The organism is Anderseniella sp. Alg231-50, assembly GCF_900149695.1.
GTDB lineage: Bacteria > Pseudomonadota > Alphaproteobacteria > Rhizobiales > Aestuariivirgaceae > Anderseniella.
The window spans coordinates 288,117-302,478 of record NZ_LT703007.1 but is presented as its reverse complement, the minus strand read 5'-3'; the positions used below and the strand labels follow the sequence as shown (position 1 = coordinate 302,478).

Sequence of the window (14,362 nt, the reverse complement as noted above, 5' to 3'; positions counted from 1 at the left end):
GCCATGAAATGTTCCTCTCACAGGCGGTGATCATTTATCGCATGGTGTGATCTGGAGCAGTATTGGACAAGGTGGGGTCATGGCTATTGATGTGTTGGACCTGGTCGATCTGGACAAATATCCCATTCATTTGCCGACGTCCGGCGACTTTCGAAGCTTGCTTGCACAAACCCAGGCTCAACTGAACGACGATGGGTGCGCCGTACTGCGCGGATTTGTGCGGGCCGACCGGATCACTGGCCTGGTTCAGGAAGCGAACCGGGTTGCAGACCGGGGACATCGCTCGTTCAATCGGACCAATGTGTATTTTACGCAGGATAACCCCGCTTATCGTGAAAGCCATCCGCTGAGGCGGTTTTTCGACCGCTCCAACTCGTTTGTCCCGGCTGATAATTTCGGGCCGGAAAGCAGCATCAGAAGCATTTATGAATGGCCGCTGTTTTCAGCATTCGTGCAGCAGGCACTGTGTGAAGACAGGTTCTTTCGGTATGCCGACCCGCTCGCTGATGTCATAGTGAATGTCGCCGAGGAAGGCGCCGGTTTCCCGTGGCATTTTGATACCAACAATTTCACGGTCACCCTGGCGATCCAGAATGCAGAGCAGGGAGGGGAGTTCGAGTATTGCCCCAACTTGCGAACCCCGGATGACGAAAACTATCCCGGCGTTGAAGCGGTGCTGGATGAGAACAGCTCAACGGTGAAGACACTCGCGCTGCAACCGGGAGACCTGCAGATTTTCAAGGGCAGGTATTCGCTGCACCGCGTTCGCCCGTTAGCGGGCCCGCGCAGGCGCTATGTTGCGATTTATTCTTTTGTTGAAGAACCTGCCATGGTCGGCAGCCCGGAACGAACCCGGCAATTATACGGACGCGTGTTGCCTGTCCATATGGAGCGCGCAGGCGTGAGGGCAGATACTCTGGTTGACTGAGGCCAGTGGTGACACCCGGGAGCTACAGTTCAATCTCGATCGGGCCTTCTTCGCGGCCGTGGATGAACTGGTCGACGTAAGCATTGTTGCTCTGGTCTATCTCATCCGCCGGGCCGCACCACACGATCTTGCCCTTGTAGATCATGGCTATGTCATCGCCGATCTTGCGGGCGGATGCCATGTCATGGGTGATGGTGATGGTCGTCGCACCCAGCCGTTTCACACTGTCGACAATCAGGTTGTTGATGACGTCGCCCATGATCGGGTCAAGACCCGTGGTCGGCTCATCGAAGAAGATGATTTCCGGCTCCGGTGCTATGGCACGTGCCAGACCGACGCGCTTGCGCATGCCGCCGGACAGTTCCGCCGGCGAAATATCGGCCAGTTCCGCACCCAGGCCTACTTCCGCCAGCTTGTCGATTGCAATGGCGCGCGCCTCGGACGCCTTCATTTTCCGGCCCTGGATCAGGCCGAACGCAACATTGCGCCAGACGCTGAGGCTGTCGAACAGGGCGGCTCCCTGGAACACCATGCCGAACCGGCTCATCATCTGGTCCAGCGCCGGCCCTTCCAGCCCGATGACTTCCTGTCCGTCCACCCGGATCGAGCCCTTTTCAGGATGCAAAAGTCCCAGAATGCATTTCAGCGTAACCGATTTGCCGGAGCCTGAGCCGCCGATCACCACCAGTGATCGTCCCTTGCCAACCCCCACATTGACACCCTTCAGCACATGCTTGCTGCCGAACGATTTGTGGACATTTTCAAGTACGATGTGCGGCTCAGCCATCACTCGCCTCACTCGCTAAACAGCAGCGACGTCAGTGCGTAGTTTGCTGCCAGGATCAAAATGGAGCCGGACACGACCGCGTTGGTCGTCGCTCTGCCGACACCTTGTGCACCACCCTTCGAGTTGAAGCCGTGATAACAGCCCATCAGCGCGATGATGAAACCGAATACGGCAGCCTTGATCAGGCCTGAGGTCACGTCGGCAACCTGCACGAAATCGGTGGTGTTCTTGATATAGGCCGCATAGTTGAAGCCGAGTGACGAGGTGCCGACCACAAAGCCGCCGAAGATGCCGATAATGTCGGCAACGCCGACCAGTATGGGCATTGTGATCACCGCCGCCAGAATGCGCGGGCCCACGAGATACTTGAACGGATTTGTCGACAAGGTGGTCAATGCGTCGATCTGCTCGGTCACGCGCATGGTGCCCAGTTCAGCGGCTATGGCCGCCGCAACCCGGCCGGTCACCATCAGGCCGGCCATGACCGGGCCGAGCTCGCGGGTGATACCCAGTGCCACGATGGACGAGACCAGGTTCTCTGCATTGTAGCGCGTGCCGCCAATGTAGATCTGCAGCGCCAGTGCACCGCCGGTGAAGAATGCCGTCAGCCCGACCACCGGCAGGGAATTGTAGCCAATGCGGACAATCTGTTCGAGCAACTGGCGGAAATACCAGGGCGGCAGCAGTCCGCGGATAACCGCATCACGCGCAAAAATCGTGACCCGTCCCACCTCCGCAAACATGGAAAAAATGAAACTGCCGATGGTAGCCAGAAAAGTCACCGGTAATCGCTGCCTCTTGATGCCGTTGGTCGTCCTGCCGTCATTTTGCTCTGCATCCCCCGCAAAATGCACTCATGACGAGTACACTTTTGCGTAGCGTCTGCCAAGAGATGTTAGAATTTCGTAAGACAGGGTGCCTGCCCAGCGCGCCCAGTCATCTACACCGATGTTTTTCCCCAGCAGTTCGACTGCGGTGCCGCGGCGAACCTGTTCCGGGTTCAGGTCGGTGACATCTATGGTAATCATGTCCATCGATACCCGGCCGACAATAGGTGCCATTTGTCCGGCAATGCATACCTTGGCAGGTCCGTCCTGCTGCGCCGGCCATGACATTGCGCGCAACAGGCCGTCAGCGTATCCGACACCGACGATGGCAACGCGCGAGGGCCGGTCCGCCCGCCATGTCGCGCCATACCCGACACCGTCACCGGCAGCCACGTCGCGGACCTGCAATACCGGAGCATTGAGGGAAATGACGGAACGCATCGGGTTCGGTTTGCCGGTCAGCGGATTGCCGCCGTAAAGGGCGACACCGGGGCGCACCAGATCATGAGAAAACTGAGGCCCGAGAAATGTGCCGGGCGCATTTGCCAGTGAGGCAGGCAGGTCTGGAAACAGTGTGCGCAGGCCGGCGAACCGGTCGCGCTGGTTTGCGTTGGATGGGCTGGTCTCGTCATCACCGCTGGCCAGGTGGCTCATCAGCAGGCACAGCCCGGCACGTCTCATCAGGTCCGCATCAGCTGAAAGAGCTTCTGCCTGCGCATGATCAAATCCCAGCCGGTTGATGCCGGTATCTATGTGGACGGCGGCCTTGTGTCTGCCGCCGGCAGCGTCGGCCCATTCGTGCAGGTCTTCCGGGCATACCAGGCTGGGACGCAAGCCATGGGCAATGTAGAAGTCCGATTGCCCTGCAAACAGGCCATCGAGAACATAAATGACTGCCTCGGGCAGGGCGTCGCGTACCTGTTTGCCTTCCACGGGCAACGCCACGAAAAAGGTCCTGCAACCAGCTGTCCACAAGGCTTGCGCGACTTCAGTTGCGCCGCAACCATAGCCATTGGCCTTGATGGTGGCGCCGCATTCGGCGGGCGCTACCTGCCGGGCGATCATGCGCCAGTTCTCAACCAGCTCGGCAAGGTTGATCGTCAGCTCGGCGGCGGCCAGTTCGGGTGGGACAGCCATGAAGCGGTTAGTCGCGGATATCTGGTGCGTAACCAGGCCGTACCAGGTTTTCAAACCGGGTCAGGTTCGCGTCAAAGTGCAACGACACTGTACCGGTGGGACCGTGGCGTTGCTTGCCGATGATCACGTCTGCCACACCGACTACCCCGTCCATGCGTTCCTGCCATTGCAGGTGTTCGTCGGTGTTGGGTTTGGGTTCATCACGGCCCAGGTAATACTCCTCGCGATAAATGAACATGACCACGTCCGCGTCCTGCTCAATTGAACCGGATTCACGCAGGTCGGCCAGTTGCGGCCGCTTGTCTTCACGGTTTTCCACCTGGCGTGACAGCTGTGACAGCGCCAGGATGGGTACATTAAGTTCCTTGGCCAATGCCTTGAGACCAGTGGTAATTTCGGTAACTTCCTGAACACGGCTCTCCGAGGCCCTGCGGGCAGAACCTGCCAGAAGCTGCAGATAGTCGACCACGATCAGGCCCAGGGTGCCGCGCTGGCGCTTCAGGCGGCGCGCACGGGCGGCAAGCTGGGCGATATTCAGACCACCCGTTGCATCGATATACAGCGGCATCGCGGACAGCCGCTGGCTTGCTTCGACGAGGCGGTCAAACTCGTCAGGCGTGATTTTGCCGCGCCTGATGCGTTCCGACGAAATTTCAGCCTGCTCGGACACGATACGGGTGGCCAGCTGTTCGCCGGACATTTCCAGCGAGAAGAACGCGACGATACCGCCATTCTTCACGTTCATGGTGCCGTCGGCATTGTGTTCAGCCTGATAGGCTGCGGCAACATTGTAGGCGAGATTGGTGGCAAGCGATGTCTTGCCCATGGCAGGGCGTCCGGCAAGCACCAGCAAGTCGGATGCCTGCAGTCCACCAAGCTTTTCATCCAGGTCTTTGAGGCCGGTCGATATGCCCGACAATCCGCCATCGCGCTGATACGCGGCTGCCGCCATGTCGATGGCTTCTGTCAGCGCCGTACCGAATGGCTGGAAACCCTGGCCGTATTTTTCCGACTCGGCAATTTCATAAAGTTGCTGTTCGGCCTCTTCAATCAGATTTCGAGAGGATTTGTCGACCGGTGTGTCGAAGCTGTTGTTGACGATCTCCGACCCGATGCCGATCAGCGCGCGGCGCTGGGCGAGTTCATAGATGGTGCGGCCATAGTCTTCGGCGTTGATGATGGTGGTGGCAGATGCCGCCAGACGGGCCAGATAGGCAGGACCTCCGATGTCCTGCAGGGTTTCATCCTGCTCAAAGAAGGATTTCAGCGTCACCGGCGATGCCAGCTGGCCGCTGCGAATACGTGTTGAGGCAGCTTCAAAAATGCGGGCATGCACGCCTTCATGGAAATGCTCCGGAAGCAAAAAGTTGGACACCCGGTCACAAGCCTCGTTGTTGACCAGAATGGCACCCAACAATGCCATCTCCGCCTCCAGATTATGCGGCGCGGTGCGATATTCTTCCGCGTCAGACGGGTCGCTGCCATCCTGACTGAGTTTGAGAACTGATTCCATGACCTTGTTGATAGCGCGCCCGGCCTTATGCCGCGAGGCCCAATCTGCCGTGGCGCCGACCTTTCCACTATTGCTTGCTAATCTGTGGATAATGCGGTGATTCGACCGAAGACGCCTTCACAACCTGTTTTCGCCGGTCTGCCTGCTTGCGCCGGTTGTAAATCTTGCCTTCGATCGCGCGCAGACGAGTCTCTTCCCGGGCAATGTAGTCCCGGGTCAGGGGCAGGGCATACTGATTGCCTGCTGCCTGCAGCTGGAAATTGTTCAGGCCCAGATAGCGGAAGCTCAATTCGGACGAAGCGAGATAGAACTCCCACATCCGGGCAAACTTCTCGTCATAAAGGGCGATGGCCTGTTTTCTGTGTGCCGCAAAGCGTTTGCGCCATTCAGCCAGCGTGCGGGCGTAGTGAAGCCTCAGTATTTCGACATCGGTCATGTACATGCCGCTTTTTTCGACTTCCGGCAGGACTTCCGACAGGGCCGGGCAGTAGCCGCCCGGAAAAATGTATTTCTGTATCCAGGCGCTTGTTGCTCCGGGACCATCTGCCCGTCCAATGGAGTGGAGTACGAAAACGCCATCCGGTGCCAGCAGGTCGCGGACCTTGCCGAACAATTCGCCATAATGGGCGACGCCGACATGCTCGAACATGCCGACGGATACAATCCGGTCAAACTTGCCGTCCAGTTCCCGGTAGTCTTTCAGGTGAAAACCGACCTGGCCGTCCAGTCCGGCATCCTGGGCACGCCGGCTGGATACCTTGTGCTGTTCTTCAGACAGGGTAACACCGGTAACCTCCGCGCCCGCAGCCTGAGCGAGATAAAGCCCCAGACCACCCCATCCGGACCCGATGTCGAGCACCTTCATGCCCGGTTCAATCACAAGTTTTGCAGCAAGATGGCGCTTTTTGGAAAGTTGGGCCTGCTCCAGGCTTTGGCCGGTCTTCTCAAAATATGCGCACGAATACTGCCGGTCATTGTCCAGGAACAGATCGTACAGGTCGCCCGACAGGTCGTAATGATGTGCCACATTGTTTCGGGCCCGGCCAATCCGGTTGTCCTGCTGCAGGCGTTTCAGCCGTTTGCGGATAGCGTAGGGCAGGCGCACCGGAACCGGTGTCTTTGCGGTTTCCAGATTGGCCATCAGCAGTTTCAGCACGTCGTATATGTTGCCGTGTGTCACCGTCAGCTGACCGCTTGTGTAAGCCTCACCCAGATAAAGGTCAGGGTCCACGAGCAGGTGCAGGACAGTGGCCTGGTCATGAATGCGGAAGCCCGCCGGTTTGCCGGTGGCATCACCAAATCGGGTTTCACTGCCATCCGGCATGGAGACGCTCAGGTCTCCGTGCTGCACCACATGGCTCAACATCTGTTTGAGCAAAGTCTGCATCGGTTCGATTCCTCGATCCATTGCCACCCGGTCTCAATATACCGGCAATTTTGGCAAACACTTTGCTTTTGGTCAATTTCCGTAAGGGTAGTATCAGGCGCAAAAAAGCCGCCTGCGCTGTACGCAGACGGCTGTATTGAGTTGTTTGATCAGCATTTATCGCCCATGAAAGGCGGCTGGTTATTCGTCTGTTTTTTCCGCTTCAGCATCGTCTGCTTCACCAGCTTCGTCTGCTGCTGCGTCTTCAGCGTCTTCTTCTGCAGCTGCATCAGCTTCGGCCTGTTCGAACAGTTCTTCGGCTGCGCGGCGGATTTCGTCACGCTCATCCGCGTTGCCGGTCAGGTCTTCACCGCGCGCCTGTGCTTCGGCTTCATCCTGCGTACGGGCAACATTGATCTGCACGGTTGACGAGACTTCGCCATGCAGCGCAACACGTACGTCGTACAGTCCGATGGTCTTGATCGGATCAGGCAATACCACATGGTTGCGTGTAACGCTGACGCCGGTTTCGCTGGCTGCCGCCGCAATGTCGCGAGTTGAAACCGAGCCGTAAAGCTGACCGGATTCACCAGCCTGGCGGATCAGGATGAAGCTTGAACCGTCGAGTTTTTCCGAATCGGTCTTGGCAGCTTCAACAGCGGCTGCGTTCTTGACTTCAAGCTCTGCGCGCTGGGCTTCGAATTTTTCCATGTTTTTGGCCGATGCCCGAAGCGCCTTGCCGCGTGGCAGCAGGAAGTTGCGGGCATAACCGTCCTTGACGCGGACCGTATCACCCATGGCGCCGAGTTTTTCGACCCTTTCCAGCAGAATGACTTGCATGATTTAGTACTCCTTGATTGATTCAGTAATTTGGATGTTGGGATTGAAAGGCAACCACCTCAGTCGGGCGGTTTGTTTCGTTTGCGGATATTGAAGCTCTGGTCGAACATGCCGAGCATGATCAGCGGGACAATCGCGATCGCCGACAGAAACAGCATGGACAGGTAGAAGAGGCCGAGCAGAAAACCGCGCATGGGATGGTTGTCGAGCAGTCCGTGCATCACAGCCAGGCCCAGTATCGCGTAAGCCAGCATCAGGGCTGCGGTGAATACCCACGCAAATGCCCCCAGCGTGCCGGGCAGGAAGGTGCCCACGGCCGACGCCGACAATATCCAGATCGCCCAGCGTGGAAAGGCCAGTTGGCTGAACGGCGCCCATGGCCGCAGTCCGGCGCCGGTCTTGCGCAGCACGCTGCCGGCCAGATACATGTTCACCATGGTCGAAATGCACCAGACAATGCTGAGTGCGGCCGGCAGCACCAGCACGACAAAAGACCTTATCTGTTCAATCTGATCGGCAGCAGGGGCGTTGGGCTGCTTGGCCATTTCATCGAACAACGGCTGTAGGACTTCGCCGACCGCTGCGCGGAAACTGTCGACATCGGGTCCCAGCGCAAGAATGACCAGCACACTCAAGATGGCGCTGGCGATGGCGGTCCACACAACGAGACGGCCTTCTGGATACCAGGCTCTGTCTGTATCGGAAACTTCGCCTTCATCGGCGGGGCCAACTGAAGCTGGCCTGTTCTGCAGCGCCAGGTGACTGAGCACTACCGGGGCAATGCCGGCACTCAGCGCCACATAAAAAGCCGCCTTCCAGCCGAACCCGATCAGGTAGCCGACGATCATCACCAATGCGCCGAGTGCCGCGGTTACGGCACCCCAGCCCAGACCGGCAATGAAAAGTGGAAAAGACGCCAGGTAGATCATCATCAGGCCGACCGCATTGCCCGAGCTGCCGCCTGCCTGGAGCAGGCCAGCTGCCAAGCCGGCGATAATGCCTATTACAATCCAGTTGTTCATCATCTGGGCTGTCCCGCATCTTGCGATGGGTTAGAGGCAAATCCAAAAGCCTGCCCCAACCGGTTAATACCGAGCTGTCCCTGACCGGGCTGAATTGCCTGATCAGGGGGAATGCTTGTGTCTTACTTCACGACGTAGGGCAGAAGGCCCAGGAACCGTGCGCGCTTGATCGCCTTGGCCAGTTCACGCTGCTTCTTTGCAGAAACAGCCGTGATGCGGCTGGGCACGATCTTGCCGCGCTCGGAGATGTAGCGCGACAGAAGGCGTGAGTCCTTGTAGTCTATCTTCGGCGCATTGTCGCCCGTGAACGGGCAGCTCTTGCGGCGGCGGAAGAATGGTCTGCGTGCACCTGACATCAGCTGGCTCCTTCTGCTTTGGGCGCATCTTCACGCGGCGGACGCGGGGTGCGGGGACCTCTGTCGCCACGGTCTCCGCCGGGACGGTCACTGCGCTCACGGCCGGCGCGCATCTGAACCGAAGGATCTTCTTCATGTTCTTCGACACGGATCGTCATGAACCGGATGACGTCTTCATTGAGACCCATCTGGCGTTCCATTTCAGCAACCGCAGGTGCAGGTGCATCGAGGTTCATCAGTGCGTAATGGGCTTTGCGATTCTTGCGAATGCGATAGGTAAGTGGCTTCAGGCCCCAATATTCGGAGCGCCCGATCGAGCCGCCATTATCGGTGATAACGGCTTTGAACTGGTCTGTAAGTGCATCCATCTGCGCGGTGGAAATATCCTGACGCGCCATGAATACATGCTCATACAATGGCATGAATTCAGCCTTTCTGTTTGATCCAAAGTCTTGTTCTTAAACAAACTTTCCGGCGCATAGCCTCCCCCGAGCCCATCGGAAAGAAAGGCTCGAGACACCGGTTCCTCGAAAGAGCAGGGACACGGGAAGCCGGGCTTTCAAGCCCTGTCATGCCCAGGAAACGAACATGACCTTCCGTTCAGCCCCCGACCGGAAAACCGCTCAAGAACGCGCGCTTTATACGGCAATCTGCCCGGTTTGCAAGGTTTAAGATTGGCGGCTCCCGACCCTGACAACTGTGCGGCCCGATCATGGGGCAGGCGTCTTGCCTTCAAGAACTGTCGCCATTTTACCTGTATCGATGTTGCCGCCACACAATATGAGACCAACCCTCTTGCCGCGCATTGCCTCGCGTTGAGCCATCAACCCGGCAAGCGGCGCGGCACCTGCACCTTCTGCAACATTGTGTGTGGCGCGATAATACAGCCTGATTGCATCAGCCACCTGGTCATCCGACACTTCCACAATCTCATCCACGCCGCGCGAAATGATCTCAAGCGCGTCCGGGTGGGGGACCCGCACGGCCATGCCGTCTGCAAAGGTTTCCGCCGAATTGGTCTCGATGGCCCGGCCTGCATCGACCGACAACTTGTAGCAATTGGCATTTTCGGACACCACGGCGATCACTCTGGTCTTGAGGCCCAGATGGTCGCGCGCCGAGATGACGCCGCTACAGCCTGATCCCATGCCAATGGGAACATAGACCGCATCCAGTTCACCGGCGGCCTCGAACAGCTCATGTGCATAGGTTGAGACCCCCAGCACCAGTTCGCGATGAAACGAAGGCACCATGTCCAGTCCGCGGTCTGCCGCCATCTGCATGCAGGTAACCCTGGCTTCATCAAAATCCTGTCCGGTTTCAACCAGCTCTGCACCCAGTGCCTTGATCGCGGCATTCTTTTCAACAGAGTTGCCGTGCGGCACCACAATTGTGGCTTTCACGCCGTTGCGGGACGCTGCATAGGGAATTGACTGGCCGTGATTGCCCCTGGTCGCGGTAATCACGCCATTGGTTTCGCCGCGCTCGGCGCGTTTTCGCATGTGCACCAGTCCGCCGCGCACCTTGAAGGCGCCGGTCGGCGTGTGGTTTTCATGCTTGACCCAGGTCTCGATGCCCAGTTCGGCCTGCAGGAGCGGCCAGGCATATTGTGGTGTAGGCGGCATCGCCTCATGGATGATGGCGCGCGCGTCTGCAATTTCGTCTGCTGTAAACATAAGGCTCGTCTGTTGTGAAAGGTGAGCCGGGACGCTTGCATAAGCCTGCCTGCTTGACAATACATAGCTGCCCATGCTGCAAGCCCGCTACATCTTAGTTATCTGACTGGAGACCGCAGACGTGACAGTTGCATTTACATTTCCGGGCCAGGGGTCGCAGGCCGTTGGCATGGGCAAGGACCTTGCAGACGCGTTTCCCGCCGCCCGTGCAGTATTTGATGAAGTTGACGCGGCACTCGGCGAAAAGCTGTCAGCCGTCATGTGGGACGGTCCTGCAGAGACACTGACACTGACCCAGAATGCACAGCCGGCGCTGATGGCGGTTTCAATGGCTGTTGCAGCCGTCCTTGACCAGGAATTCGGTATCTCTGTTGCGGGCAAGGCGGGCTATGTGGCCGGGCATTCGCTGGGCGAGTATTCAGCGCTGGCAGCGGCGGGGACCTTTTCCCTTGCAGACACCGCCCGGTTGCTGCGCACCCGCGGCGAAGCCATGCAGGCGGCAACACCGGTCGGCACGGGTGCCATGGCGGCCTTGCTGGGGCTTGATTTTGAAGCAGCCATGAAAGTGGCCGAGGAGGCTGCCCAGGGCGACGTATGCCAGGCGGCAAACGATAACGCTCCTGGCCAGGTCGTTGTGTCCGGGTCAAAGGCCGCTGTTGAGCGCGCTGTTGATATTGCCAAACAACATGGCGCCAAGCGGGCCATGCTGCTGCCGGTATCGGCACCGTTTCACTGTGCACTGATGCAACCGGCTGCGGATGTCATGGCCGGTGCTCTTTCGCAAGTCGACATGGCTGCGCCGTCCGTGCCGCTGGTGGCCAACGTTGCGGCCAGCGCCGTCAGTGACCAAAACCAGATTCGCGATAATCTTGTTGCCCAGGTAACAGGCACTGTGCGCTGGCGTGAATCGGTTGCATGGATGACTGACAACGGCGTCACCAGTTTTATTGAAATTGGCGCCGGCAAGGTGTTGACGGGAATGGCCAGGCGTATGGCACCAGATGCGGCCTGCATGGCCACAACATCTGTTGCCGATATCGAGGCGGTTGCGCAAAGCCTGAACGCTTAGGGTCAGGACCCCAAAACCGTCTGCCGAACCAATCAGGAGAGATGAACATGTTTGACCTTACCGGCAAGAAGGCCCTCATAACCGGAGCTACCGGGGGTATTGGTGCAGCCATTGCGAAGGCATTGCATGCCAATGGCGCGACCGTTGCCCTGTCCGGAACGCGTGCCGCAGTTCTGGAAGAGGTAAAGGCAGGTCTTGCGGAGCGCGCCCATGCGCTGACATGCAATTTGTCTGACCCGGATGATGTTGAAAAACTTGTTCCGGCTGCTCAGGAAGCCATGGATGGCCTGGATATTCTGGTCAACAATGCCGGCATCACGCGAGACAACCTGGCCATGCGCATGAAGCGGGAAGACTGGCAGGCGGTAATGGACGTGAACCTGACGGCTGCGTTTACACTTACCAAAAACTGCATGCGCACCATGATGAAACAGCGCTGGGGCAGGGTGATCAACATAACGTCGGTCGTGGGTGTGACCGGCAATGCCGGCCAGGCCAACTATGCCGCATCGAAGGCCGGCATGATCGGCATGTCGAAATCTCTCGCCCAGGAACTTGCCTCGCGCAACATCACGGTCAACTGCATTGCCCCGGGTTTCATTGAGACGGCTATGACGGATGAGTTGAATGACAAGCAGAAAGAGGCGATTCTGGCTTCGGTTCCTGCTGGTCGTTTGGGGCATACGGACGAAATTGCCGCAGGGGCGGCTTATCTTGCCAGCGAGGAAGCTGCCTATGTCACAGGCCAGACCTTGCACATCAATGGTGGAATGGCCATGTTGTGATCCGCTGCGCACGTCGTCCACAACCTCGCATTGTTTCGGTTTTCGGGCTTGGAGTAGCGGGTAAATGTGTGATAATAGGCGCGTTGTAGATGTGGGAATGCTCAGCCTTGCTGGCTGAAAGTTCGGTATAAACAGAGGCTTACCCACTGGAAATTTTTCTGAACCGGATTCGGTTCCCGCAGGGTGCGGGGGCAGTCTTGAACGCCGGATCAACTTAACGAGGGTTATATTGAAATGAGTGATGTTGCTGATCGGGTCAAAAAGATTGTCGTTGAGCACCTCAGCGTAGACGCTGACAAAGTGGCAAAGGAGGCCAGCTTCATTGACGATCTCGGCGCAGACAGCCTGGATACCGTTGAGTTGGTTATGGCGTTCGAAGAAGAGTTCGGAATTGAGATTCCGGACGACGCAGCTGAAACCATCCAGACTGTTGGTGATGCTGTTGGTTTCATTGAAAAGAATGCGGCCTGATCTGTCAGGTCCTGCCGTTCGCCTGTTGCTGGCGTACGGTATCAGTTACGGAGTTGAGTACGGTGGCAGTGCAAAACACTGCCGCCGTATTTGTTGAATGCCGGTCACAGGCATTTTTTGCCGGAACAATATGGATTCACCTGAATCGGTAAAGTTCCTCTATCACGTCGAAAGCGATCAGGACGGGTTTCGGTTGAACCAACTGAAAGCCATGCTGGTCGAGGGCAGAGAAAAAGCGATCGTCCTGATCCAGGGAGTGTTTTCATGCGCAGAGTCGTAGTCACGGGAATTGGCATGGTGTCGCCGGTCGGCGCCAACGTGGATGACAGTTGGGCCAATCTGCTGGCCGGGAAGTCGGGCGCGACCCGTGTGACCCGTATGGATGTGTCTGACATGGCCTGTAAGGTCGGCTGCGAAGTGAAAACCGGAGACGGCGCCGACGGCACATTCAACTGTGACGACTGGATGGAGCCGAAAGAGCAGCGCCGCTACGACTCATTCATCAAGTATGGCTACTCCGCCGCGAAAATGGCGGTTCGCGATTCCGGCTGGAAACCGGAGACAGACGAGGATCATTGGCGCACCGGCGTTCTGATAGGCTCCGGAATCGGCGGCCTGCCGTCCATTGAAGCGACGACCCATCTGCTCGCCGAAAAAGGCCCGCGGCGGGTCAGCCCGTTCTTTATTCCAGGCTCGCTCATCAACCTGGTGTCCGGTCTCGTATCCATAGAATTCGGGTTCAAGGGACCGAACCATTCGGTTGTGACGGCCTGCTCGACAGGCGCTCATGCCATCGGTGATGCCGCGCGAATCGTTGCGCTTGACGATGCCGATGTGATGATCGCAGGTGGCGCCGAGGCGGCTATAAGCCGTATCGGTTACGCGGGCTTTCAGGCATGCAAGGCGCTTTCAACCCATTTCAACGACACGCCGGAAAAAGCGTCGCGGCCCTACGACAAGGATCGTGACGGATTCGTCATGGGTGAAGGCTCGGGGGTTGTGGTACTTGAAGAATACGAACATGCGAAAGCACGCGGCGCGACTATCTATGCCGAGGTTGTGGGCTACGGCATGTCGGGTGATGCCTTTCACATCACGGCACCAGCAGCAGATGGCGACGGTGCGTTTCGCTGTATGACCGCGGCGCTGAAAAGAGCCGGTATTTCCGCCTCGGACCTCGATTATGTAAATGCCCACGGCACATCGACACCGATGGGTGACGAGATCGAGTTGAAAGCCGTTGAACGCCTCCTGGGCAATCAGGCAGACAAGTTGTGCATGTCGTCGACAAAGTCCGCAACCGGCCACTTGTTGGGAGCGGCCGGTGCCATTGAAGCCATCTTCTCTATTCTCGCCATGCGCGACAACACGGCGCCGCCAACACTCAATCTGGACAATCCATCTGTTGAAACTGCTATCGACCTGGTGCCGCACACGGCGCGAAAAAAGGAGATCAACACAGTTCTGTCGAATTCATTTGGTTTTGGTGGCACTAACGCTTCCCTGATTTTCCGTCGCGTGGACATCTGAAGTCCCGCGCCTGAATAACCGGGGTGCGGGATCGGGATGACTTTTGGTTGTTACA

General features: G+C 57.9%; 16 protein-coding genes. 6 read left to right on the top strand and 10 right to left on the bottom strand.

Going from position 1 to position 14,362, the window contains the following annotated elements:
* Positions 1-79: 79 nt before the first annotated feature.
* Complete coding sequence (locus DHN55_RS21435) at positions 80-928, top strand: HalD/BesD family halogenase (protein ID WP_108883581.1); 849 nt, start codon at positions 80-82, stop codon at positions 926-928.
* Between the two features lie 22 nt (positions 929-950).
* Here the strand turns inward: DHN55_RS21435 and DHN55_RS21430 are convergent, their stop codons facing one another.
* From DHN55_RS21430 to DHN55_RS21385, 10 genes are all read right to left on the bottom strand, one after another.
* Positions 951-1,715 carry an ATP-binding cassette domain-containing protein gene (locus DHN55_RS21430; RefSeq protein WP_108883580.1) on the bottom strand — a complete coding sequence of 255 codons (765 nt, stop codon included), beginning with the start codon at positions 1,713-1,715 and terminating at the stop codon, positions 951-953.
* A gap of 8 nt (positions 1,716-1,723) precedes the next feature.
* Positions 1,724-2,497, bottom strand: coding sequence for an MlaE family ABC transporter permease (locus DHN55_RS21425; protein WP_337660649.1), 774 nt, complete (start codon positions 2,495-2,497; stop codon positions 1,724-1,726).
* Between the two features lie 72 nt (positions 2,498-2,569).
* Positions 2,570-3,679 carry an alanine racemase gene (gene alr / locus DHN55_RS21420; protein WP_108883579.1) on the bottom strand — a complete coding sequence of 370 codons (1,110 nt, stop codon included), beginning with the start codon at positions 3,677-3,679 and terminating at the stop codon, positions 2,570-2,572.
* Between the two features lie 7 nt (positions 3,680-3,686).
* Complete coding sequence (locus tag DHN55_RS21415; RefSeq protein WP_108883578.1) at positions 3,687-5,192, bottom strand: replicative DNA helicase; 1,506 nt, start codon at positions 5,190-5,192, stop codon at positions 3,687-3,689.
* Positions 5,193-5,259: 67 nt separating this feature from the next.
* Positions 5,260-6,579 carry a class I SAM-dependent methyltransferase gene (locus tag DHN55_RS21410; RefSeq protein WP_108883660.1) on the bottom strand — a complete coding sequence of 440 codons (1,320 nt, stop codon included), beginning with the start codon at positions 6,577-6,579 and terminating at the stop codon, positions 5,260-5,262.
* Between the two features lie 180 nt (positions 6,580-6,759).
* A complete protein-coding gene (gene rplI, locus DHN55_RS21405; RefSeq protein WP_108883577.1) occupies positions 6,760-7,398 on the bottom strand; it encodes a 50S ribosomal protein L9 in 639 nt (212 codons plus the stop codon).
* Between the two features lie 59 nt (positions 7,399-7,457).
* Positions 7,458-8,423, bottom strand: a complete 966-nt coding sequence (locus DHN55_RS21400; protein ID WP_108883576.1) for a DUF2232 domain-containing protein — start codon at positions 8,421-8,423, stop codon at positions 7,458-7,460.
* Positions 8,424-8,542: 119 nt separating this feature from the next.
* Positions 8,543-8,776: a 30S ribosomal protein S18 gene (gene rpsR / locus DHN55_RS21395; protein ID WP_108883575.1), complete on the bottom strand. Its 234-nt coding sequence runs from the start codon at positions 8,774-8,776 to the stop codon at positions 8,543-8,545.
* The gene (rpsF, locus tag DHN55_RS21390; RefSeq protein WP_108883574.1) at positions 8,776-9,198 is read right to left on the bottom strand and encodes a 30S ribosomal protein S6; all 423 of its coding nucleotides are present in this window, start codon (positions 9,196-9,198) and stop codon (positions 8,776-8,778) included. Before rpsF ends, rpsR begins: the two co-directional genes overlap by 1 nt.
* 288 nt (positions 9,199-9,486) lie before the next feature.
* Complete coding sequence (locus DHN55_RS21385) at positions 9,487-10,452, bottom strand: threonine dehydratase (RefSeq protein WP_108883573.1); 966 nt, start codon at positions 10,450-10,452, stop codon at positions 9,487-9,489.
* 121 nt (positions 10,453-10,573) lie between these two features.
* On the opposite strand from DHN55_RS21385, the gene fabD reads away from it, so the two are divergent.
* From fabD to fabF, 5 genes are all read left to right on the top strand, one after another.
* Entirely contained in the window at positions 10,574-11,521 is a 948-nt protein-coding gene (gene fabD, locus DHN55_RS21380; protein ID WP_108883572.1) for an ACP S-malonyltransferase, read from the top strand.
* A 47-nt stretch (positions 11,522-11,568) separates the two neighbouring features.
* Positions 11,569-12,306 carry a 3-oxoacyl-[acyl-carrier-protein] reductase gene (gene fabG / locus DHN55_RS21375; protein ID WP_108883659.1) on the top strand — a complete coding sequence of 246 codons (738 nt, stop codon included), beginning with the start codon at positions 11,569-11,571 and terminating at the stop codon, positions 12,304-12,306.
* Between the two features lie 234 nt (positions 12,307-12,540).
* Positions 12,541-12,777 (top strand): acyl carrier protein, encoded by a 237-nt coding sequence (locus tag DHN55_RS21370; protein ID WP_108883571.1) that lies wholly within the window; start codon positions 12,541-12,543, stop codon positions 12,775-12,777.
* A 130-nt stretch (positions 12,778-12,907) separates the two neighbouring features.
* On the top strand, positions 12,908-13,057 hold the full coding sequence (locus tag DHN55_RS21365; protein ID WP_337660648.1) for a hypothetical protein: 150 nt from the start codon (positions 12,908-12,910) through the stop codon (positions 13,055-13,057).
* A complete protein-coding gene (gene fabF, locus DHN55_RS21360; RefSeq protein WP_108883569.1) occupies positions 13,042-14,307 on the top strand; it encodes a beta-ketoacyl-ACP synthase II in 1,266 nt (421 codons plus the stop codon). Before DHN55_RS21365 ends, fabF begins: the two co-directional genes overlap by 16 nt.
* Positions 14,308-14,362: the final 55 nt, after the last annotated feature.

Coding starts and splice junctions, on each gene's coding strand:
- DHN55_RS21435 (WP_108883581.1), top strand. CDS start 80: ATGGCTATTGATGTGTTGGACCTGGTCGATCTGGACAAATATCCCATT.
- DHN55_RS21430 (WP_108883580.1), bottom strand. CDS start 1,715: ATGGCTGAGCCGCACATCGTACTTGAAAATGTCCACAAATCGTTCGGC.
- alr (WP_108883579.1), bottom strand. CDS start 3,679: ATGGCTGTCCCACCCGAACTGGCCGCCGCCGAGCTGACGATCAACCTT.
- DHN55_RS21415 (WP_108883578.1), bottom strand. CDS start 5,192: ATGGAATCAGTTCTCAAACTCAGTCAGGATGGCAGCGACCCGTCTGAC.
- DHN55_RS21410 (WP_108883660.1), bottom strand. CDS start 6,579: ATGCAGACTTTGCTCAAACAGATGTTGAGCCATGTGGTGCAGCACGGA.
- rplI (WP_108883577.1), bottom strand. CDS start 7,398: ATGCAAGTCATTCTGCTGGAAAGGGTCGAAAAACTCGGCGCCATGGGT.
- DHN55_RS21400 (WP_108883576.1), bottom strand. CDS start 8,423: ATGATGAACAACTGGATTGTAATAGGCATTATCGCCGGCTTGGCAGCT.
- rpsR (WP_108883575.1), bottom strand. CDS start 8,776: ATGTCAGGTGCACGCAGACCATTCTTCCGCCGCCGCAAGAGCTGCCCG.
- rpsF (WP_108883574.1), bottom strand. CDS start 9,198: ATGCCATTGTATGAGCATGTATTCATGGCGCGTCAGGATATTTCCACC.
- DHN55_RS21385 (WP_108883573.1), bottom strand. CDS start 10,452: ATGTTTACAGCAGACGAAATTGCAGACGCGCGCGCCATCATCCATGAG.
- fabG (WP_108883659.1), top strand. CDS start 11,569: ATGTTTGACCTTACCGGCAAGAAGGCCCTCATAACCGGAGCTACCGGG.
- DHN55_RS21370 (WP_108883571.1), top strand. CDS start 12,541: ATGAGTGATGTTGCTGATCGGGTCAAAAAGATTGTCGTTGAGCACCTC.
- DHN55_RS21365 (WP_337660648.1), top strand. CDS start 12,908: ATGGATTCACCTGAATCGGTAAAGTTCCTCTATCACGTCGAAAGCGAT.
- fabF (WP_108883569.1), top strand. CDS start 13,042: ATGCGCAGAGTCGTAGTCACGGGAATTGGCATGGTGTCGCCGGTCGGC.